Annotated in this window: 24 protein-coding genes; 12 read left to right on the top strand and 12 right to left on the bottom strand. The window is 34.2% G+C overall.

What is annotated here, in order from left to right; all coding sequences use genetic code 11:
- The first annotated feature begins 175 nt into the window (after positions 1-175).
- The 10 genes from HNS40_RS04710 (at position 176) to HNS40_RS04665 (ending at position 9148) form a co-directional block, all read left to right on the top strand.
- The gene (locus tag HNS40_RS04710) at positions 176-1177 is read left to right on the top strand and encodes a T9SS type A sorting domain-containing protein (protein WP_172278188.1); all 1002 of its coding nucleotides are present in this window, start codon (positions 176-178) and stop codon (positions 1175-1177) included.
- A 33-nt stretch (positions 1178-1210) separates the two neighbouring features.
- Positions 1211-3091, top strand: coding sequence for an RHS repeat-associated core domain-containing protein (locus tag HNS40_RS23655; protein WP_172278186.1), 1881 nt, complete (start codon positions 1211-1213; stop codon positions 3089-3091).
- A 3-nt stretch (positions 3092-3094) separates the two neighbouring features.
- Positions 3095-3961 carry a hypothetical protein gene (locus HNS40_RS04700; RefSeq protein WP_172278184.1) on the top strand — a complete coding sequence of 289 codons (867 nt, stop codon included), beginning with the start codon at positions 3095-3097 and terminating at the stop codon, positions 3959-3961.
- A gap of 228 nt (positions 3962-4189) precedes the next feature.
- Positions 4190-5809 carry an RHS repeat domain-containing protein gene (locus HNS40_RS04695; protein WP_172278182.1) on the top strand — a complete coding sequence of 540 codons (1620 nt, stop codon included), beginning with the start codon at positions 4190-4192 and terminating at the stop codon, positions 5807-5809.
- A 12-nt stretch (positions 5810-5821) separates the two neighbouring features.
- Positions 5822-6268 carry a hypothetical protein gene (locus HNS40_RS04690; RefSeq protein ID WP_172278180.1) on the top strand — a complete coding sequence of 149 codons (447 nt, stop codon included), beginning with the start codon at positions 5822-5824 and terminating at the stop codon, positions 6266-6268.
- Between the two features lie 236 nt (positions 6269-6504).
- Positions 6505-6768, top strand: coding sequence for a hypothetical protein (locus HNS40_RS04685; protein WP_172278178.1), 264 nt, complete (start codon positions 6505-6507; stop codon positions 6766-6768).
- Positions 6769-6891: 123 nt separating this feature from the next.
- Positions 6892-7557 (top strand): RHS repeat domain-containing protein, encoded by a 666-nt coding sequence (locus HNS40_RS04680; protein WP_172278176.1) that lies wholly within the window; start codon positions 6892-6894, stop codon positions 7555-7557.
- Entirely contained in the window at positions 7539-8129 is a 591-nt protein-coding gene (locus HNS40_RS04675; protein WP_172278174.1) for a hypothetical protein, read from the top strand. Before HNS40_RS04680 ends, HNS40_RS04675 begins: the two co-directional genes overlap by 19 nt.
- Before the next feature lies 1 nt (position 8130).
- A complete protein-coding gene (locus HNS40_RS04670; RefSeq protein WP_172278172.1) occupies positions 8131-8538 on the top strand; it encodes a hypothetical protein in 408 nt (135 codons plus the stop codon).
- Positions 8539-8710: 172 nt separating this feature from the next.
- Positions 8711-9148 carry a hypothetical protein gene (locus tag HNS40_RS04665; RefSeq protein ID WP_172278170.1) on the top strand — a complete coding sequence of 146 codons (438 nt, stop codon included), beginning with the start codon at positions 8711-8713 and terminating at the stop codon, positions 9146-9148.
- An 80-nt stretch (positions 9149-9228) separates the two neighbouring features.
- On the opposite strand, the gene HNS40_RS04660 is transcribed toward HNS40_RS04665, so the two are convergent.
- Complete coding sequence (locus tag HNS40_RS04660) at positions 9229-9900, bottom strand: hypothetical protein (protein WP_172278168.1); 672 nt, start codon at positions 9898-9900, stop codon at positions 9229-9231.
- 264 nt (positions 9901-10164) lie between these two features.
- On the opposite strand from HNS40_RS04660, the gene HNS40_RS04655 reads away from it, so the two are divergent.
- Positions 10165-10851 carry a hypothetical protein gene (locus HNS40_RS04655; protein WP_172278166.1) on the top strand — a complete coding sequence of 229 codons (687 nt, stop codon included), beginning with the start codon at positions 10165-10167 and terminating at the stop codon, positions 10849-10851.
- 167 nt (positions 10852-11018) lie between these two features.
- Here the strand turns inward: HNS40_RS04655 and HNS40_RS04650 are convergent, their stop codons facing one another.
- The 7 genes from HNS40_RS04650 to HNS40_RS04620 form a co-directional block, all read right to left on the bottom strand.
- Positions 11019-12332 (bottom strand): dihydrolipoamide acetyltransferase family protein, encoded by a 1314-nt coding sequence (locus HNS40_RS04650; RefSeq protein WP_172278164.1) that lies wholly within the window; start codon positions 12330-12332, stop codon positions 11019-11021.
- A gap of 193 nt (positions 12333-12525) precedes the next feature.
- Positions 12526-13116 carry a hypothetical protein gene (locus HNS40_RS04645; protein ID WP_172278162.1) on the bottom strand — a complete coding sequence of 197 codons (591 nt, stop codon included), beginning with the start codon at positions 13114-13116 and terminating at the stop codon, positions 12526-12528.
- 1 nt (position 13117) lies between these two features.
- Positions 13118-13924, bottom strand: a complete 807-nt coding sequence (locus HNS40_RS04640) for a metallophosphoesterase (RefSeq protein ID WP_172278160.1) — start codon at positions 13922-13924, stop codon at positions 13118-13120.
- 32 nt (positions 13925-13956) lie between these two features.
- Positions 13957-15492 (bottom strand): apolipoprotein N-acyltransferase, encoded by a 1536-nt coding sequence (gene lnt, locus HNS40_RS04635; RefSeq protein ID WP_172278158.1) that lies wholly within the window; start codon positions 15490-15492, stop codon positions 13957-13959.
- The gene (locus tag HNS40_RS04630; RefSeq protein WP_172278156.1) at positions 15485-16426 is read right to left on the bottom strand and encodes a tRNA-dihydrouridine synthase family protein; all 942 of its coding nucleotides are present in this window, start codon (positions 16424-16426) and stop codon (positions 15485-15487) included. The genes lnt and HNS40_RS04630 overlap by 8 nt, the downstream gene beginning before the upstream one ends.
- Before the next feature lie 61 nt (positions 16427-16487).
- On the bottom strand, positions 16488-17618 hold the full coding sequence (locus HNS40_RS04625) for a glycosyltransferase (RefSeq protein WP_172278155.1): 1131 nt from the start codon (positions 17616-17618) through the stop codon (positions 16488-16490).
- The gene (locus HNS40_RS04620) at positions 17615-18652 is read right to left on the bottom strand and encodes a lysylphosphatidylglycerol synthase transmembrane domain-containing protein (protein WP_172278153.1); all 1038 of its coding nucleotides are present in this window, start codon (positions 18650-18652) and stop codon (positions 17615-17617) included. Before HNS40_RS04620 ends, HNS40_RS04625 begins: the two co-directional genes overlap by 4 nt.
- A gap of 13 nt (positions 18653-18665) precedes the next feature.
- On the opposite strand from HNS40_RS04620, the gene ruvC reads away from it, so the two are divergent.
- Positions 18666-19217 (top strand): crossover junction endodeoxyribonuclease RuvC, encoded by a 552-nt coding sequence (gene ruvC, locus HNS40_RS04615; RefSeq protein WP_172278151.1) that lies wholly within the window; start codon positions 18666-18668, stop codon positions 19215-19217.
- 4 nt (positions 19218-19221) lie between these two features.
- On the opposite strand, the gene HNS40_RS04610 is transcribed toward ruvC, so the two are convergent.
- From HNS40_RS04610 to HNS40_RS04595, 4 genes are all read right to left on the bottom strand, one after another.
- Positions 19222-19995, bottom strand: a complete 774-nt coding sequence (locus HNS40_RS04610; RefSeq protein ID WP_172278149.1) for an outer membrane beta-barrel protein — start codon at positions 19993-19995, stop codon at positions 19222-19224.
- 125 nt (positions 19996-20120) lie between these two features.
- Positions 20121-20981 (bottom strand): twin-arginine translocase subunit TatC, encoded by an 861-nt coding sequence (gene tatC / locus HNS40_RS04605; protein WP_172278147.1) that lies wholly within the window; start codon positions 20979-20981, stop codon positions 20121-20123.
- A 58-nt stretch (positions 20982-21039) separates the two neighbouring features.
- Complete coding sequence (locus HNS40_RS04600) at positions 21040-21537, bottom strand: prolyl-tRNA synthetase associated domain-containing protein (protein ID WP_172278146.1); 498 nt, start codon at positions 21535-21537, stop codon at positions 21040-21042.
- A gap of 75 nt (positions 21538-21612) precedes the next feature.
- Entirely contained in the window at positions 21613-22737 is a 1125-nt protein-coding gene (locus HNS40_RS04595; RefSeq protein ID WP_172278144.1) for a TlpA disulfide reductase family protein, read from the bottom strand.
- Positions 22738-22741 lie beyond the last annotated feature (4 nt).

The raw sequence follows: 22741 nt of genomic DNA, 5'->3' as shown, positions 1-22741 counted from the left end.
AGGATTTTTCTTATTTGGTGTAAATTATTGTTATAAACAGAATTTCATGAAAAGAATTTTTGTGAATGATTAAATGTTTTTAAACTTATAAAATTGTAGGGTCTTACTTAAAATTCCTATTTAAATCCTGTTTAGTGATGCTTCCTTCAAATAAAACTTTAAAAAAAATAAAAACATGAGAAAAAGCGCTTTGTTAATATTTATCCTCATTCACGTATCCGTTTATTCACAATCATGCTTACCAGATGGGATTCATTTTCAAAATCAGTATCAGATTGACCAATTTTCCCAAGACTATCCATATTGTACGAGAATTGAGGGACCTGTTATCATAGGGGATTATAGCATAACAGATTCAATAAGCAGTTTGGAAGGATTAAGTCAATTAACATCATTTGGCGCTCAATTAGCAATTGTAGGAAATGACAATCTTATGAGTTTAGACGGACTGGAATCTGTTCATACCATTGATGGGGCTTTATATTTGTGGTGGAATCCTCGTTTAACGGATATAGATGCCCTTCAATCCTTAACTACTATTGGAGATTATTTAGCCTTAAACAGAATCGATAATCTTATCAGTTTAGAGGGGCTTTCTTCATTAACAAGTATTGGAGCACTCTTAGGAATATATGTAAATAATAGCTTAACAAGTTTGAATGGTCTGGAGCAATTAACATCTGGTCCCACAGATATTCGCATCGGTTATAATGATAATTTAGCAGATATTTCCGGCATCAATAATATTGACCCAAACTCAATAAGTGGTTCAGTAAAAATTTTTAATAATCCAGCTCTTTCAATGTGTTCTAATCAATTTATTTGCGAGTTTATGTCCTTATCTAGTGATTCATTAGATGTACATGATAACAGCGAGGGTTGTAATAATCTGACAGAAATAGAATCTAATTGTGATACTTTATCAGTCAATAATCAAGAGTTCGAAGATGAATTGGTTATATTTCCAAATCCTACAAAAAGATTCTTGACCTTTAAAACACCTCAAGAATCTAAGGTTGATGAAATTATTATTTATGATATGGCAGGTCAAGTAGTAATGGCGTTTGCATCAAATGCTAATACTATCGATATTTCTGGTCTTAGGCATGGAGTTTTTATACTAGAATTAATTTTTGAGCAAACTTCACCTGTTCGTAGAGTTATTGTGAAAGATTAGGGAATCATCAGTACGGGTGACCTATTCAAAACAGTGGAGCAACACACTGCCAATGGAGAGGAAATAGAAATTAAACAAAGCTTCACTTACGACCATGGCAAGCGTTTAATAGAAACAAGTCATCAAATTAACGAAGAAGATGAAGTGGAGATTTCCAACCAAAAGTATAATGAGCTAGGCCAATTAAGCCATAAGAAACTCCACGGCGCTCTACAACAAATAGATTATAAATACAATATCAGAGGATGGTTAACAGGCATAAATAATCCCAATAATTTGGATAATGATTTATTTGCCATGCAACTAGATTATGAAACAGGAATCAACCCACAGTATAATGGAAATATCAGTTCAGTATCCTGGAGTAGTGAGTATTATGACGATTTAAAGCAATACGAGTTTGAGTATGATGCTCTAAACCGACTAACAGCGGCAGACTATGCCAATAATGCAGCCTATTCCACTTCTTATGCTTACGATAAAAATGGAAACATCAGCCACCTCTCTCGAAATGGGATAGTAAATGAAACAGTAGGTGAAATTGATGATTTGTTCTATGCCTATAATGGAAACCAATTAAAAAGAGTCACCGATTTTGCCACTGGAGATTATAATTCATTTGGATTTAATGAAAATGGGGCTAATAATACCATCGATTACGATTATGATGCCAATGGCAATATGATTTTGGATGAAAACAAAGGAATATCAAGTATTTCTTATAATCACCTTAATTTGCCAACCAAAATTAATATTGAAAGAGAAGAAAGCAAGCAAATAAAATATATCTACACAGCCACAGGCAATAAGCTTCGAAAACAAACCATAGGTAATGCCGCAGAAAACATCACAACCGATTATGTAGGGGCTTTCGTATATGAAACCACCGATGACCTAGAGATTCAATTTATCCAAACCAGCGAAGGCCGTTTAGTACCCAATGCAGGAGGAGGCTATAATTACGAATACGCCCTACAAGACCATTTAGGCAATACCCGAGTGATGTTTAACGAGGCAGGTGAAGTTTTACAAGACCAAAGCTATTATCCCTTTGGTATGAGCCTAGGAAATGAATTAACCTATCAAAACACCGATGATTCTCCAAAAAATAAATATCTTTACAACGGAAAAGAGTTGCAAATGGATTTCGAACTAGATTGGTATGATTATGGAGCACGGTTTTATGATGCCGCTTTGGGGAGGTTTACTACAATAGATCCTTTAGCTGAGTATGCTTTTAATTGGACTCCCTACAGGTTTGGCTATAATAACCCTATAAAATATTCCGACCCATCTGGATTAATGGAAGTTGTACAGACTCATCAATTAGGTGAATATTCAGGTTATTTAAATACTAAAGAATTTGCAATGTATTATAAGGAACAGTCGGATAATGCTGATACTTTAATACTGCTTAAGGAGGTTGAAATTGTGGCTAATAACGAAAGTAATACTTTGTTTTCAGATGGATATGTGCTATATTCGAAAAAAGCGAGGGAATTTGGAGGTCGCAAATCACAATATGATTCTAAATCCATTGATTTAGATGCGCTTATGGAATTTTTGAGTTGGAACCCACATGGTATACCGAATTTATCTGATGACTTAGGTATGTTTTTACGATCTATATATGATAAGATGATTGGAGCCCCTGAGAATGAAGAAGAGCCACCAGTCCCTGTATCTGATGAGAAAGTAAAGGAGGAAACTACTGGAAAAGGGAAAGTGCCTGAAAAAGATTATCATTCTAAAGTAGATGTGCTAGGTAGAATCTATATTAAATATTATGGTCATTTGGATTCAAATATAATGATTGGTCCGATTTATTATATTGACAGGGAAACAAAAGATACTCTTGGTGGAGAACGTTATACGAATGAAAGTTGGGGTCCTGATCCTAAAGCTAAAAAGTAAATTATGTCAAAATATCTAAAATTAATTATAATAATAATTGTATTCAATGCTTGCAATAATGAGGGCGATATATTGAAGAAGGTTGAATACTATTCAGAAAGCAAAGTTATCCGCTCAGAAAGATTTTTCAATTCATTTGAAGATGATAGTCTTGGTAATGTTACAATTGTTGAATATGATAGAGTGGGTAATAAAAAGGCTAAGTACGAATTGAAGAATTTTTTAGTAAACGGAAGGGCTTTTACGTTTTATCCAAATGGTAATATTAAGAGAACAAGTAATTTCAAAAAAGGAATAGAATTTGGAGTTAGAAAGGATTTTACTGAGAAAGGTGATATAAACAATGAAATACTATCTGTCAAAGGAATAGAAATTCTATTTAAAGATTACAAAGAGTATTCAAATCCAAAATTGATAGAGTGTAAGATTTATCCTGTAAGGAACGATACTGCTTTTGATTATGAGGGTAGGATTATATATGATACGAATATGAATGTAATTGATTCTTTGACATTTTATTATGATGTACTTAAAGTAAGTAGTCAGACTTCAGGAGTAATTAAATTGAATGTGGTTTTTTTGGGTACAGCATATAATGAGTATAAAACAAATATTAATCTATTACTTGGAGAATTGAATGTTGAATGTTTTTCCAATGGAAAAAATATGTTAAAGGATACAACTAGAGTTATTAAATCTAATAAGAATGAATTAGAATTTAGTTACAATAAATCAGATATTGAAAATGACTTGTTAACTGGCTTATTACAACTTGAATTGTATTCTCTCGACGGAAAAGAAAAAATTAGAGATGTTTATTTTACCTTTTATTACGATCTAAATTCAGAATATTCGTTGGATGATATGTAATTACTTTTGGATATGCTGTCTTGTTAATTTATTAGGTGTTGTTATAAAATTCATAAGTAAATATTTATTTAGAGTTGATGATTTTTAAAGCAAAAATATAATGAGCTAGGCCATTTAAGCCATAAGAAACTCCATGGCGGCCTACAACAAATAGATTATAAATACAATATCAGAGGATGGTTAACCCAAATTAATAATCCCAATAGTTTAGACAATGATTTATTTGCCATGCAATTGGATTATGAAACAGGAACCAATCCACAGTTTAATGGAAACATCAGTTCTGTATCGTGGAGTAGTGAGTATTATGAAGATTTAAAGCAATACGAGTTTGAGTATGATGCTCTAAACCGACTAACAGCGGCAGACTATGCCATTAATGCAGCCTATTCCACTTCTTATGCTTACGATAAAAATGGAAACATCAGCCACCTCTCACGCAATGGGATAGTAAATGAAACAGTAGGTGAAATTGATGATTTGTTCTATGCCTATAATGGAAACCAATTAAAAAGAGTAACAGATTTTGCCACAGGAGATTATAATTCATTTGGGTTTAATGAAGGTGTTGCCAATTACACTATCGATTATGATTATGACGCCAATGGCAATATGATTTTGGATGAAAACAAAGGAATATCAAGTATTTCTTATAACCACCTTAACTTGCCAACTAAAATTAATATTGAAAGAGACGAAAGCAAGCAAATTAAATATATCTACACAGCCACAGGCAATAAGCTACGAAAACAAACCATAGGTAATGCCGCAGAAAACATCACTACTGACTATGTAGGGACTTTCGTTTATGAAACCACCAATGACTTAGAGCTACAATTTATCCAAACCAGCGAAGGCCGTTTAGTACCCAATGCAGGAGGAGGCTATAACTACGAATATGCCCTAAAGGATCATCTTGGCAATACCCGAGTGATGTTCTCCCAAACGGGAGATATATTACAAGACCAAAGCTATTATCCCTTTGGTATGAGCTTAGGGAATGAATTAACTTATCAAAACACCACTGATTCTCCCAAAAATAAATATCTTTACAACGGAAAAGAGTTGCAGACCGATTTTGAATTGGGTTGGTACGATTATGGGGCGAGGTTCTATGATCCGCAGATCGCCCGTTGGCACGTTATTGACCCAATGTATGATCGTCATTATGATTGGACACCATATGCATATGTTTTAAACAATCCGATTATTAATATTGACTTATATGGATTTACTGATTGGAAAGCAATAATGAAAGGTTCGGCGATGGTTGTTGGCGGATTAACTTCGGTGATAGGCGGAGTTGCTATGGCTTCAACTCCAACAGGAGTTGGGCAGTATGCAGGAGGTGCAGCAATAGTTACTGGGGTTCCTACTATGGGAGTTGGAATAGGTATGATAGCAGCAGGAATTAAAGATGATGGAACGGCACAAAATATTCCAACGGGTCCAGGAGAAACGGCTGGTATGGCAGGAGATAAATTAATGGGGAACGAAAATAATGAATTACGAAATGCTGGCTCTGCTCTTGACCTAGGCATTAATATTGCTACAGCAAACCCACAAACAGCAATAGAGGAAGTTGCATTGGGAGTTGACATTGCAATATCAGTTGATAACATTGTTAACAATGACAATAGCAGTACTGGTACTAATACTAGTTCCAAGCAAACAACACAATCAAATAGCAAGTCTGAAAATGGAAATGGAATTGATTTAGTGTTAGGTCAGCATTTGAAGAGTTCTGATCCAGACTATTGGAACACATTAACAAATGAACAGCAAACAGGATATAATCAAGATAGAGTTGATAGATATCAGCAGCACCTTATAAATGATGACAAATAACAAACTAAAAATATGCTTGAAAATCAGGATAATAAAACTGTTAATAGTATGGATGTAAAATTTAAACCAGCTTTTTTAAACAAAGGCTTCCTTTATTTAATTGTTATAGGGCTTATAATAAGTCTAATTATCTTTATTACCTTGAGCATAGACATTACATTTCGGTACATGTTTAGTGCCTTGATTGTCTTTGCTGGTCTGCTTGTTGTGTTTTTTATCAATAGAAATGAGCCAGAGAAAATAGAGATTAAGGATAACAAAATCTATATCACTTTTTTTAATAAGTCATTTTTTAAAAGAAAGCCTATTGATTTTTCTATTCAAGAACTTGAATCTAAAATAAGTGAAAATGGAATTATTCATTTGACTAATAAAGGAAAGTTAATTGCAATAATCAGAAAAGATGCTTTGATGGAAAGTGACTGGAAAGAATTAAAAAAATTGCTGGTTTCAGGCTAATTAAAGACTGGCATATATCTACAATAAAACCCGGCATCGTCCGGGTTTTTTATTTAGCGTAAGCGTGTTTATTTTTAAAATCACGTATAAGGGCACCCGCTAGCGCGGATTTGTAATCCGTGCGTATAACATAGCCAAAACCAACAATAAAAATTTCTATCTTTGATTCATGTCCGATAAATACAAAACGCACGAGCCAGATAAAGCCTATTTTATAACAATGACAACGGTTGGTTGTGAGACAGATAGAGGATGAGCCAGAAAGCAGACGAGAATGGCTATTGCCATTATTGCAAAAATACTGTGAGCATTTAAAGCGAGAACAAGAATATAAATTATGGCAAAGTGGTAATCATTCTAAAGTTATATATACCACAAAGTTCTTTTATGAGAAATTGAATTATATTCACCAAAACCCAGTTCAAGATATGATTGTTGAAAAACCAGAGAATTATTTGTTTAGCTCTGCACGGAATTATGCTGTTTGTCGAGCGTTTTAGATATTATATTGGAAACGCCTGAATTGAAGACTTATGTTTAATGATATGGTAAACAGTGTTATATGACGCACGGATTGCAAATCCGCGCTAGCGGGAATTGGCGGTTTGGAAATAAAATATGGTATGGACGATCAAAGGTTATACCAAAAAGCTACTTTAACCAATGGTATTATTAAAGAAAAATACTTTATTGGAGGATTGTACGAAAAAGAAATAACAAACGGGATAGAGAGAGAATTATGCTATATTAGCACTCCAGCTGGTACAATAGCGGTTAAAGAATCCAAAAACAATACAGATAAATGGTATTTCTTAACCCACGACCACCTGGGAAGCGTTCATTGCATATTGAATGAAGAAGGAAATATTGAACAGGAATTAAGTTTTGACCCATTTGGAAACAGAATAGATCCTTTAACATGGCAAGCATTTGAAGATGGAACTGAACCCGATTATATATTTGATAGAGGATATACTATGCACGAACATTTAGATAATTTTGATCTAATCAATATGAATGGAAGAGTTTATGATCCTGTTGTTGCACGATTCCTTAGCCCTGATCCTTATGTGCAAGCTCCCGGTTATTCACAAAGCTTTAATAGGTACTCTTATGTGATGAATAATCCACTGAAATATACTGATCCAACTGGAAACAAATGGTGGCATTGTGCTTTGGGTGATGTGTTGTCTGGAGGTGCACTAAGCTCTGCTGCAGTTTTATTTGGGATCCTGTTATTGCAACACTTAATATACAAACTGCAACAGCCATGTCGACAACTTCATTAACAACACTAGCTTATGATCTTGTAAAAAATGGCAAAACCACTCAACTTACAAAAAATGCATTTGCTATTGATCTTGGAATGATGAACAATATCCCTGCTTTTGAGTCACCACAGGCTATTGCTGGCAATTATTTAGCCCATTATAGAAATTTGAATGGAGAAGTATCAAATGTTGAGAATGGCATAGGATATACGTTAGTAAATGGTCCTGGTCAAAGACAAGGTGTAACTTTAGGAGGATATATAAATGGATGGGGTATAAGACAGGATTTCAAACAAGATCCTTTATTTGTTCATGAATTTGGTCACACAATTCAAAGTAAACTAATAGGTCCAATGTATTTGCACTCCGTAGGAATTCCTAGTGGTTTAAGTGGAATTTTTGACTATGAAACTAACACAATAACACATGACCATAATAAAACTTGGTTTGAAATAAATGCTAACCAGTTTGGACAAGCTTTTTTTACCCCAACTTATCAGGTTGGAGATTCTCCATCACAATATCCAAGAGATTATAATGAAATAGATTGGAATTGGTTTTTATTATTTAATCCATTAATACTACTGTAAAATGAAAACTATAATAAAAATTGTATTAATCGTAATAGCGTTGAATTTTATCAGCTGCGAAAAGCTAATACCTGATAGATTGTATTCAATTTGGACTGTAAATAATAGTAATTATATCGTTTATAGAGAGAATAGTGTTTTACACCCTGACACATCGTTAATCGGAAATTATAATGATGTAAATTTAATAAATCCGGGGGAGCGATTATCTATTGATAGTTTTGATCCATGGGAGGATAGGTTTAGTGAGGTTTTCAAAAATGACACCTTAATAGTTTTTTTTATTAATGTTGATACAATTGCCAAATATGGATGGGAATCAACTAAACGTGATTACAGAATTATTGAAAGAAGGGAATATAGTAAACAAGATTTAGCTAAGCAAAACTGGATGATTTATTTTCCGTAACTCATCACTAATATGGCAAAGGGTATGTCAGATATTAAAGTGCCATAAAGTAAATATTTTTTTTACCTGAAGAAAAAATTAAATATAAAAAAACAAGATACTTTATTACAAAAAGATCAGAAATTCTAACTCAATATGGTAATAAATATTATTAACGATAATAAGTAACAATATGAAAACAATTCTTAAAAACAGTTTAATATCAATACTATTAATTCTAACAATTGGTGCCTGCAAAAAATACGATGAAGGCCCGGCAATTAGTTTACGCTCCAAAGAAAAAAGGCTTTGCCAAACATGGAAGAGTAAAGAAATGTATAGAAATGGTGAAGTTGAGGAGGTCAGCAATAAAAGTTTGTATATGAAATTAGAAAAAGATGGTTCTTACTTGATAACCGCAACTTATAATAATAGTGACGGATCTGTAGTTACAAACGATTATACCAGTGAGTGGAGATGGGCAAATAACAAAGAAGATATAGAAATTAGAAGTTTTTTAGATATAAATTCATGGGATACCTACCATATCAAGCAACTTAAATATAAAGAGATAATTCTTGAAAGAGATTATAAAGGCGATCTAATGCGCTATGTATATATAACAGAATAATTTCACTTTTGAAAATTTAGCTATAAAAGCAGGTGTAGAAATTAGGGCTATACCTGTTTTTATTGTTTTAATTAGAAATGTTAAAAGTATACATAAAAAGTTACATCAATTTCCTGATCTTTGTATAAATAATAAGAATTGTTAATATCGGGATAATACCAAGTTGTGTTATCGTAATAAGCCATAATGCTATATACATTACTGCCATACTCCATTGCAGGAATATTTTCAAATGTTAAAAAGCCATTTTCGTTAGCAGTCCCAGTAAAATAAGCTTCAGCCAGTAAATCATCAAAATTATATTCTATGTTTGTGAAATTAGGGTGAGGAATTAACGCTATTGATATATTGGGATAAGTCTCAAAATTAACTATTGAAATATTAACAGTTCCAGCATTAGAATATGGGTTCACCTCAATTGTTTTGTTTTCACCCGAAATAACTTGGAAATACTCTTCAATAGAATATTTCAACTTTCCTAATTGTGAACTCGCTCTACATCCGTATTCACCTTCTAACAATTTTCCTGCATCAATAATGCCACTACTACCAGTTGTACTACTTACAAGAGTATGAGAGGAAGAGGAAAAAATTTCCACATCGGCATTTTCCACAGCATGTTGATTATTATCTATAATTTTTACGGAGATAGCTGCACTGTTTGTTACTACAGTTTCATTGTCGGTGCATTCGTCTTTGGTGCAAGATGTCATTATTACAAATAAGACAAATAATAGGTTTAGTTTTTTCATGATGATTTTTATTATTGAATCGATAGTTTATGGAGCAAATGTATGAAAATAAACTATTAAGTTTAGGTGTATTACAAAAAAATAACTGGCTTGTCTCATTTGTAATATATATGGTTGGGTTCTCTAAAATTATTAGGAAATATTTTTAACTAATAGTTTAGTTTTGTTTGAAACGCTGCATTTTAAAACACAATTTGCAAAACAATTTTACTGGAAATAGAAAATCTAAAATATCCCTACCTTAGCTCCATAAAAGCACAAATTATGAAATATAGCCTCCTCATTTTGTTTTTTCTCTCTATGATTTCCATTGGAAATTCCCAAGAAGCCAAATCATTCTTTACTTTAAAAGGAAGTTACTCTATGCCGGTGGGAGACTATGCAGCATATGATTTAGAAAAGGGATGTTTTACCACGGAAGGAATAAGCCTTGGGGCAGAAGGAGCATGGTATGTTTATAAGAATATAGGCTTTGGCGCAGATATTACTTATAGCCTGCATTCGGTAGATGCTATTGGTATTGCTAATAAAAAGATGGAGGATGCCATATTATTAAATCAATTATATGTTCGGTCTGATCCTTATAAAATGATGACCACTTTGGTGGGCTTTTATTATTCCATTAATGTGATAAATAGATTAACCATCGAACCCAAGCTATTGGGCGGCATGATGTTTGGCAAAAGCCCATGGCAGCTTTTTGAGCAAGAGTTATACCTACTCGGAGAGTCTTATTATAAAATCACCTCCTCAAAAGCTCGATCCTTTGCTTTTAAAGCTGGTGTCAGTTTTAAATATGAATTAAGCTCTTGTTTGGCTCTATCTTTATTTGCTGATTATAGTCAATCTGATTTGAGCTATGGCTTCTATTCTTCTTCTGGTGATTTGAGCTATAAAGATAGAAAGACTGCTTATTTTGATTTTGGGGTGGGTTTGGTATTGTTGTTTTAGTTGATGAAGAATGTAAAAGAAGAGGAACGCTAATTTTTAATTTAGGATTTTGGCGAACTTGCACGAGTTTTGTGATGATTCTAAGCAGTTCTCAAATGCTATGAATATCAGTAAGGGCATAAAAAAACCGGAAGTCTTAACTTCCGGTTGTATAATAAATATAAATATTAGAGTTTCAAATTCATATCGAAGTTTTCAAGATAATCTCTTAAACTTCTCAAGTACATTCCACCTAAAGCACCATCTACAATACGGTGATCGTAGGCCAAAGAAAGAATCATGATGCTTCTAATGGCAATTACATCTCCCTGAGGAGTTTCTATAACTACTGGTCGTTTAACAATAGCACCGATTCCTAAAATAGCAGCTTGTGGCTGATTGATAATAGGGGTTCCGGTAAGGCTATCGAAGCTACCAAAGTTAGTAATGGTGAATGTTCCGCCACTGATGTCATCAGGGTTTAGCTTGTTGGTACGAGCTCTTCCGGCTAAATCATTAACCGATTTTGCTAATCCTACTAAATTCTTCTGGTCTGCATTTTTAATGACAGGAACAATTAGGTTTCCATCAGGAAGTGCAGCAGCCATTCCTATATTTATGTTTTTTCTGTAAATTATATTTCTACCATCAACTGAAGTATTGATTCCTGGATAGTCACGCAATGCTTTTGCAGCTGCCTCAATAAAGATGGGAGTGAAGGTAATTTTCTCGCCCTCTTTTTTCATGAATGCATCTTTATTCTTATTTCTCCAATTGACGATATTAGTCACATCGGCTTCAATAAATGAAGTCACATGGGGAGAAACTTGCTTGCTCATCACCATATGGTCAGCAATTAATCCACGCATTCTGTCCATTTGCTCAATTCTATCACCAGAACCAGCACTAACAGCCGGTGCAGAAATAGTTTTAACAGCAGCTGGAGCTGGACTAGCAGGTGTAGCTACAGTTTTAGCTTCAGCTTTTGGGGCATTATTCCTGGTTTCTAGATAATTCAGGAGGTCTTGTTTGGTCACTCGGCCTTCTTTGCCGCTTCCTGCAATATTGTCTAATTCAGTTAAGCTTACTCCTTCAGTTTTTGCAATGCTTCTCACCAATGGAGAATAAAACTTATCAGAAGAAGAAAAGTCACCCGCCTCTACATGTGCAACGGCTTCAATCTCCGCTTCAATGCTAGCTGCTGCAGCGGCAGGAGCTGCTGTATTAGCTTCTGGACTTTCGTCATCATCTTCTTCATCGCCATCCATAGCTATAATAGCTATTACTTCGCCAACAGCAATAACATCTCCTTCCTCGTAGAGGGTTTTAATGATTTTACCTTCTACAGGAGAAGGAATTTCAGAATCTACTTTGTCGGTAGCAATCTCAAGAATGGCATCATCCTCGTCTACAGAATCTCCTTCAACTTTGAGCCATTTTGTAATTGTTGCTTCTATGATACTTTCGCCCAGTTTGGGCATGATTATTTCAAATTTTGCCATTTTATTTCTTTATTATTTTGTGTGGATCGATTACCAGATGGTAATAATCCAAATGCGTTGCAAATATACAAAAAAAGAATTTATGTAGAATTATTCTAAATTGAAATTATGGGCTTGTTATGATATTATAGAAAAACTTAACAGTTTTTAAGAAGACAACGGAGTAATCTATGATTGATTAAAGTCCAGTGTCTTAAAAATACCATTTAAAACCTAGGTCGAAGTTGAAAATATGGTGGAGTTTTACCGTTTTATTATCGAAATAAGTATAAAGTCCAAAATCATCACAGCTCAGATCCCAATATATTTCAACAACTCTTCTTTTGCCACTTGTGATGGTGAAAAAGTAATTTTGGCCGATGCTGGGGCCAATCCTATTATTCGCAGGCCACCAATAATATCCCTCAGGGTAAATTCCCTTTTTGTTTTTATTATACTGTTCTCCTATGGCATGTGAGCTGATAAAACCGATATTTATTGGAACGATACTCAAGTTCTCATTTACTCTGAAATGCCAGGGTTTATAATTAGATTTTAAATTAAGGGTAAAAACTCGAACCCCACCAATTCCAGTGGGAAGGTAACCAGCTAAGAAATCTATGGCTATTTTATCGTTAACAAAATCAAAACCCATTCCTCCAGCTATCCATCCAATTCCACCGGCATATTGAAGAGAGGCATGGTCAATATGATACCATTTTGTGGAAGTATCAGAATAAATAATTTGAGCTTTTGTAACAAGGAAAAGACCTAATAAGGCTATGAAGAAAATATATTTTTTCATACTAGAACTCCACCTTTTCCATGGAGTAATCAGCTCTATTATTCGCTGTTTTCCATATTTTAATTTTCAAATACAATCTTTTCTGTGGGCTACTGGTATTGATATATTGAATATCACCATAATAGGGAAAAGAATTTGCGAAATCATGATTATGACCATTTAATTGCATCATGGTTTTTCCTGGGTAATGGATGGCATCTACAAAGGCATCAGAAAGGCCTTCATTAAAATCTACATTGTCTGGAGGTACATGATTTATAATGATAGCTCCATTATAATTGGCGGTATCTTTAAGTTGTTCCTCAAGCCAGGTGATATTTGGTACATTTGAGGCCCAGATAAATTCACGACCGTTGGTGTTTATAAATACAAAATTAAAGCCCTGAAGCATAAATGAATAGTCAAAGGAACCGAACATGTCTAAGTATATTTGACCTCCATTATAATTGAAATCGTGATTACCAACAGAGCACAGATAGGGGAAAGGAAGACGGTCGAATATTGTTTTCATGGCTTCGTATTCTTGCAATACTCCAAAATCGGTCATGTCGCCAGTGAATACCATGAAGTCGATTTCCTGGTCTTGCTTGGCGTGTTCAACCATATCTAGAGTCTCGTCGTAAAATCTTTGTACATCTCCTGTTAGCAAAAAACATATGGTGTCTTTGGGTGGAAGATCTAAAACTTGAATGAGGTTCTTATGATTGCTGTATTTCTCCTCATACGGAACTTTAGTCTCATATGGACTATATTTCACACAAGACCCCAAAGCTAAGGTAATAAGGACATAAAAAAAGATATTTCGCATTCATTCGTATTTAGATTGGCAAAAATATAGAATTATAATGATGACTTATCATTTTGGAAAGATTTATGATATTTTTTCATGCTCATAAGGAAAATAAGGAAAGCTATACTAATGATGAAGTATCGGATTTTAGATTCATTTTGACTAAAGAAAGTAATATTAGATATTAATTGGCATTTCTGACTTAGGATATCTGTAGTTTTATATTTGGTAGATTGTAAAATATTACCTTTCTCGTCAATAAACCCGCTAATTCCAGTATTGGCTGAGCGGGCAATAAACCTTCGGTTTTCAATGGCTCTCAATCGGGAATAGGCAAAATGTTGTCTATGCCCTGGTGTGTCTTGCCACCAATCGTCGTTGGTGATGACTAGAAGAATCTGAGCTCCCTTTCTGGCCATTTCACTAGTGATGTCGGGAAATGCAGATTCAAAACAAATCAAAGTTCCGATTTTCCCTGCAGAGGCTAAATCGAAAACTCGTGCTTCTTGATCTCTACCAAAACTCGCAGAATTGCCACCATCTTTTTCTATTTGCTTCTGAAATACTTGATAAAACCAATCGAAGGGCATACTTTCTCCAAAGGGTAGAAGCTTTTGTTTGTGGCGGGTACTTATGATTTCACCCTCCTCTAAATATAAGGCAGAGTTATAGTTGAGGCTATCTTTTGAATAAAATCCACCAATGAGCTGTTTGTGATGGGTTTTTGTCCATTTCAATAATTTTGATATGCTTTTAGGGTAGTTATTTTTGCTGACGTCAAAATTTTCTGGAATGGCGGTTTCGGGAAGAACGATAAGAGGTGCCGTCTTTTTGCTATTAAGCTGATGAATGATTCTTTCACTTTGTGCTAGAGGAGTCATGCCATTAAACTTCTCAATATAGGTGTCAATATTGGGTTGTATGACACTAATTTCAATTGATTGGGTAGGTGGAGTTTCTTGGTTTAACAAGTGGTAGGAGAGAAGTAATGGAAGAGAAATCACAAGTGATGTTGAAACGAAAAATATGGAAGTCTTTATATATTTCTGATTCAATAATGATTTAATAAATCTAAATATCAATCCATTAATGATGAGAATCCAAAAGGCGCCTCCATAAATTCCTGTATACTCATACCACTGAATCCAATTCGGGTTATTGGCAAAAACATTTCCAAGGTCCATCCATGGCCATGATAAAGACCAGAATAAATGCATAATTTCAAAACTCAGCCAATAAAAGCTCAAAATAATCTCGATGGGAACTTTTTTCAGTTTTTGCTTGGTGAAATGCCCAAAGGAAATGACAGAAGCCATTAAGAAAGCATTGATGATCCAAGCGCTGATACTTCCAATTACGGTAGAATGAATCATCCAATAAACAGATAGGAGGTGCCATACAATAAAACTTAAAAAACTCAGTAAAAACAGATTCTTCCAATTTCCATTTTGGGTTTTATCAATTAGATAATAAAGCGGGACAAAAGCAAAAACAACCAGCCAAGAATGTTCGGTAATTTCTGGCCACGATATTCCAAGTAATAGACCAGAAATTAAAGCCAATGTTATTTGAACAGCTTTATTCATCCAATTCAAATTGATGGAAAATAAGATCTGTTGCTTTGGTATAGGAAGCCCATGATTTGGATTTCTTAATCAACTTATATACTTTATGGCTATCTACAAAGCTATGAGCTAGGTATTCCCAAACACCCTTCATTTTAGGTACCAACTGATGTCCTTGGTATTTGTTTAAATAATGATTGATGAGTTTTTGATGGAAAGAAGATAAGCTTTCTTTAAGGTTTGTAACTTCACTTCCTTTTGCCAAAAGAGCCAACTGAGGTTTCATAATCAAGCCTCTGCCCAGCATGAACTTTTCTATCTTTCCTTCAAATAATTCTTGAACACTCAAGATTTCTTTTTTAGAATTAAGATCACCATTATAAACCAATGGATGCTTGGATTGTTCTATTAATGGAAGAACTAGCTTAGGCTTTGCATAGCCTTTATACATTTGTTTGGCTGTTCGAGCATGAATGATGATTTCTTTCAAATCAAAGGTATTAAACAGATCAATTAAAGGGAATATTTCCTCATTCGATTCCAAACCCATACGACATTTGATAGAAATTTCAATGGGCATTTGGGGCATAATATTTTCTAAAATCACCTTCACCAAAGCGGGTTGGTTTAATAATCCAGCACCCATATTCCTTTTGCTCACCATTGGGTAGGGGCAACCTAAATTCCAATTGACGGTTTTATGTCCAAGCTCTTTTAACCTTTCGGATTCTTTTAGAATTAGTTCCGAATGACTACTTAAAATCTGAGGCACATAGTTCAAATACTTATTTAAAGGAGATAAGGCATCTTTTAATTGTGAATTTTTGGCATCCTTATGACTTTCGAGTCGAATATAGGGACCAAAATACTCATCTATTCCACCAAAAACTTCATGGTGAACTGAGCGAAAAACATCATCTGTGATACCTTGTAATGGACTGCTGCTTATTATCATTAAAATGGTTTTTATTGATTGCGAAATTAGATTAAAAAATGCTTACCATCACTTCATAATATTACTTTTTATAGATTCTTCCTTTCCATGTGAATCCTTTAAATTGACCAAATATGGCCGAATAACTAATAAAGAATGGATAGAATAGATTTAGAGGGATAAAGACCCACAATAAGTGTTTTTGAGAGGAGTCTGATGTTGCTTTTTTGAGGAATATGAAATCCACAAATCCCTTCAGAATAAATAGATAGACAAAAGTGCTGGGGAGTTGTATTTTAAATATGGAGCCTATGGCGAGTATGACAAGGCTGAGGTTGGCAAGAAAAACGAGTGTTGAGGTAAATATTAGAAATGAGTCTTTATAACCTGCCGATTTGGAAACCCATCTCATTCTTTGATTTAGCCATCCTGAAACATTTTCTTCGGCAGTGGTTGTTATCCAATAGTTTTGGTCTTTAATAAAAGTGATAGCACTAGGTCCAAATCTTCTTTTCACCTCTTGAAGAAGGAATATATCGTCACCACTCTCATATTTATGATTCATAAGGTCCTCTTTCTCTTGAAGCAAAATTTCTTTCCGGAATGCCATATTGGCACCATTGCACATGATAGGTCTTTGTAGACCAATAGCAGCGCCGCCACTGGCGATCAAACTCAATAATTCCAAAGCCTGCATCTTTTGAAAAATGGATGGACTGTGATTTATTCTAATTCCGCCACTGATTAGTTTTATTGCTGGGTTTTCAAAAGCTTTAGTGCATTCTTGAAGCCATAATCTTGAAAATTCACAATCTCCATCAGTACATTGAATAATATCATATTTTGCTAGTGAAAAAGCTTTTCTGAGAGCCATCTTTTTCCCTGTTTCATGACTAGAAAGGGTGTTTAAGGTAATATCTATTTCAGTATTGGATTTTTTAAATCTTTCCATCAAATTTAGGCTGGAATCATCGCTGTGATCATTAATAAGAATGACTTCAAAATGATTTCTTGGATAATCGAGGTCCAAGATGGATTGAAAAAGGGGGGCTAAATTTTCTTCTTCGTTTCTAGTGGCAATAACAATGCTGATTTTCTTTAAACTAGAGGATTTAGGATTATTATCCTGAATTTTAGTCCATGCCCAATAAAACCTTAAAATCACAAAGATATAAAGTAGAACAATAAGCCAACTTAAGATTACGATTATCATTCTTCAGGATTTTTATCTGTTTCCTCTATTAGGTCTTTCTTTCTAATAAACTTTAAGTTAAAGATAAAAGCACCTCCAATTACTGCTGCGAATGCAATATTGATTAACCAAAGTATAGATGTAGCAGCAATTAAACCGAGTTCAAATTCTGCCTGCGAATATTGACCTATCAATTGGAATACAAAAAGGGTGATTAAGGCCCTTACACCCAATTCTGCAACTGCAATACTCGGAATGATAGTGATTCCAAAGAAAACTAAAAACACCACCATCATTCCATCGATTATGGATAAATCGAAGTGAAAAGCCAGTAATAATAAATAGAATTGAACAGAATAGATTAAATACCTAAGGAGACTATAGGACAAAACTTTTACTAATTCATCCATTCTGTATTCAGCTAAAATATTAAGATGTTTGATAATAGGGTATCTGTAAATTCCAAAAGTTCTATTTAGTCTATTCTCAATGCTAGGGAATTTGAAGAATATAATGAGGAGGATAATATCTATACTAAGAATTAGAATTATAGAAATGGCTATCCATATGTTATTCCATTGTAAAAAATCGGTGACTATAGTTTCAGAAAAGTAGATAAGAGCCACACTTCCCATGAGTATGGTTATCAGCAGCTGACTTAAATTCCCAGTAATGGTAGCAACTGTTCCATCAAGTCTATCCCCCTTCTTTAAAATAAAAATTCGACCTAAGTAATCGCCAATTCGGTTGGGGGTGAAAATACTGATGGCTGTTCCTGCAAATACTGCTTGGATGGAATTACTTAGCTTTACATTTTCTATCTTTCGCATGAGAAATCTCCACTTGATGCTTTCAATGAGCCAGTTAAGTGGCATCAAACCAAAAGCTAATAGCAGTAAAAGAGAATCTTTCTTAGATGCATTGAGTACTCCATTGATACTAAATTGTTCTTGATGTTTACTTAGCTCAAAGAACAAGAAAATATAAACTAAACTAACAAGCAATATCTTAAAAAAGAGATTAAAGCTTTTTCGTATTTTTGTAGAAATCTTCACTTAAACATAAATTTTGAAGCAGGATCGAATTATTTTGGGCATTGACCCGGGTACAAATATAATGGGTTATGGTGTAATACACCAGCAAGATAATAAAATAAAGCTGGTTACCATGGGGGTATTGAAATTAGCTGGTTATGATAACCACCCAATGAAGCTTAAGAAAATATTTGAGCGCACATTGGCTCTAATTGATCAGTATAAGCCAGATGAGATAGCTATAGAGGCACCCTTTATGGGGAAAAACCCCCAGAGTATGCTAAAGTTAGGAAGGGCACAGGGAGTAGCTATGGCTTCTGGGCTTTATAGAAACCTTCCCATTTTTGAGTATGCACCTCGAAAAATAAAACAGTCCATAACAGGGAAAGGAACAGCTTCTAAAGAACAAGTTGCCGGAATGTTAAAACATCTATTAAAAATGACAGAAGAGCCAGAGTATTTAGATGCTACAGATGGATTAGCAGCTGCGGTTTGTCATTATTTCCAAAAATCTTATGGGTTTGAAAAAGAATCGTATACTGGTTGGGGTAGTTTTGTAAAGAAAAACCCAGAAAGGATAAAATAATCTTTTACCTAGACCATCTATTTGAACGTCTAGATTTAGATCTATTGAAGCTACCCTGAGTTTCTTTTGCATTGAAAGTATACCTTAAGCCTACAGAGAAGTTCACATAGAAATCATTATCATCGTTACCATTTTTACCGAATCTAGCATCTAGTTTGTCTGAATTAACAAGAAAAAGAGTTCCATCAATAACAATGGTGAGGTTCTCATCAAGGTTGAATGCTCCGCCAAGGCAAAGAGGTAAAACCCATTCACTCACTCTTTTACCATGAGTAGTTTCTTTACCTTGCATTTTTATAGTGTCTAAAGTAGAGCTATTGCGAAGCACAGAATTAAAATCTATTTGCCCATATCCTATTTTCCCATAAATGTAAAAGGGAGTTTGTTCGTTGGCAGGGTATAACAGTTGAGTAAAATTAAAGATTCCTTGAATTATATACTGGTTATAATTATTTTCGAATTGTAGTCCGGGTGTAGAACCTATAAGTTTCCCACTAGAAAATGTGAATTCGGCTCCCCCCCAATCTGTAATCCATTTCCCGGCTGTTAAAGAATAAGCAAATGAACTTTCTTCTCCGATTTTCTTAAATAGATCTTGATCGTGAGAACTTACATCTCCATAAAAAAGGTTGAGCCCAATATTGGCTTGGACATACCAGTGTTTCCAAATCATACCACCTTTGTGAGTATCAAAGCTTCTTTGAGCCATGCTACTTCCACTTATCATAAGTAGAAATGTGATGATTAATAAAGCTTTTTGTGAGATTTTTGATTTCACTGTTAGGTTTTTTTTAGATGCGTATTAAAGAAAAAAATAATCCTATAGAACAAATATATGATCTTTTTTCAATACCACAATGTGCTTAAAGGGAAATATTAAATTTTTAACCCTCGCTTAGTTTGCTATCGACTTCTTTTTTTTTGTGCTCTTTTAGCCATAAATATGCTAAACTCATAAAGCACCATCAGTGGTAAAGTTACTAGTACTTGGCTAAAAACATCAGGAGGGGTGATTAAAGCAGAAAGAATAAGAACGATTACTAACATGTATTTTCTGTTCTTCTTTAGAAACTCAATGCTAACTAAACCTGCTTTTGTTAGGAAGAAAATAACAACAGGTAGTTCAAAAACGACTCCGACAGAGATGGTAACAGTAACTACAGTGCTGATATAGCTAGTTAAGGAAATGGTATTTGAAACTTCTTCGCTAACATGATAGGAACCAAAGAAATTCAAAGCCAGCGGGACGATTAAAAAGTAGGAGAATACTACTCCCGTAATAAATAGGAGGCTACAAACTAATACGGTTCCACCTGAATTTTTTCTTTCGTGCTCATGTAATGCAGGTTCCACAAATTTCCAGAATTCATAAATGATATAAGGAGCGGCCATCACTACACCAGCCATAAAAGAAATATACATATGGGTCATAAACTGTCCAGCCATATTTATGTTGATGATTTTAAGGCTGAAATCGGAAACACAGAAATAGTCGATATTGATAAGCATCCCCAATTTGCATAATAGTTGATTGGTAATGAAATCAGCTTCCTTAGGTGCTAGAATAATAGTATTAAAAACAAAACTCTTATAGATGAAAGCAACAATAGCTAGTAATATGATAGCTACTAGAGAACGCACCAAATGCCCCCTTAATTCTGTGAGATGATCCCAAAAAGTCATTTCTTTCTCATTGGGCTCTTCAGTCTTCGGTGAAGCTGCTTTTCTACCTTTATTCTTCTTTGTGGAGATTGTTTCGGCCATTCATTAAAATTTGAGCAAATATATTCAAATTAAGATTATAAATCAGTTCAATTTATGATTAGTATAAGTCGAGAAATTCATGTTCATTTCCTGACCAAATGAGGAATTTTTGAAAATCGGATTGGGAAATCTTTAATGAAGCAGTATTGTCATTAGGATGAAAACTTAAAAATTCACTATTCAATAAGTTTTTATCAAAGAATACATAAACATGATTATCATTATCATTAATCAACCCAAAAAGACTAACCGAACCAGGTTTAACACCTAGGTATTTACTCATTCTTTTTTCTGAGGCAAAGGAGAGTTTCCCTTGTTTTAATTTTTGTTCCAAATCACGAATCATGAGTTGCTGTTGGTGCTCAAAGATGACTAAATAATGCTTATTGCCTTTGTGATTTCTGAAAAATAAATTTTTACAATGGGTAGATTTCATTTGGCCCCAATACTTAACGGCCTCTTCAATGGTTGGAGTGGGAGGGTGCTCGTGTAACTCACATTCTATATTTAACTCCTTTAAAACCTCAAAAACTTTATTTCTATCGTTCAATTCCATCCTCTAAAAAATATAAAAAGCCGTCTTTTTATGAATAGTGTTTCATAAAAAAGACAGCTTTTTTGTAGTACAATATTATTTACCGAATATCTCGGCTAATTTTTCTCCAAGAGCTTTGTCTCTTAGGTTTTTCTCTAAAATAATTCCTTCAGGGCTTAATAGTATATTTTGTGGGATAGATCGAATGCCATATAATTTACCAGCGGAATTTTTCCAGCCTTTTAAATCCGAAACCTGTGTCCAAGTTAAACCATCGTCTTCAATAGCTTTTAGCCATTTATCTTTATCATCATCAAAGGAAACACCTAAGACATCAAAGCCATCAGCGTTATATTTATTGTAATTTTCAACAACATTAGGGTTTTCTTTACGGCAAGGGCCACACCAAGCAGCCCAAAAATCAACCAATACATATTTCCCTTTAGTGATTTCAGAAAGTTTTAATGGGTTTCCTTTTGTATCATTCATGGTGAAATCAATCAATGGTTGGCCTATTGCAGTCTTTTTAACGATTTCTATTCTTTCTGTTAAAAATATGCCAGGATTTGATGATTTTACTAAAGGTGTAAGTCCTTCGTATAAAGTTAGCATATCATCTGTTCCTAAGGCATCTTCACTATCCATTAATATCTGTGCTGCTGCAATATTATCAGCATTCTTAGTGATGAAAGACTTGATGTATTCTTTTTTTAAAAGTTGAGCACCATCATATAAGTCGTTGAGATGATCTTCGTTTTTAGCTTTTTCTTCATCAGTCATAGCACGATATTCGTTATAATAGTAATCTTGCCATAGCTCGTCATACTTGTCCATATTGGTTTTGGCTTCAGCAAATGCAGCTTGAATTTCACTACCTTTAATTTCAACCTTATCAATACTGTCTTTATGAAGGTTGATGCTATATGCTGTGTTTTCGAGAAACAGGGGGATTCCACCTCTATAAGCATCGGATACTAGATATACAAATTTGACATCTTCAGTACTTCCACTCATGTTGAATTTCTCTTCAACAATAATAGCTGAATCAATGGTTTCCCAACCATTTTCTCCTCTAACTTTGATAAAGGCATTTCCTTCTGTGACTCCTCTGAATTCGCCAGCTATTTCATAAGATTCTTGTTTCTGCTTAGCTTCGTGCTCACAAGCCGAGAAAATTCCTAAAGCAATAGCAAAAAGCATTAAATATTTAATGTTTTTCATAAGA

This window comes from Lentimicrobium sp. S6, from assembly GCF_013166635.1.
GTDB lineage: Bacteria > Bacteroidota > Bacteroidia > Bacteroidales > UBA12170 > UBA12170.
This window is presented reverse-complemented; position numbering and strand designations above follow the sequence as displayed.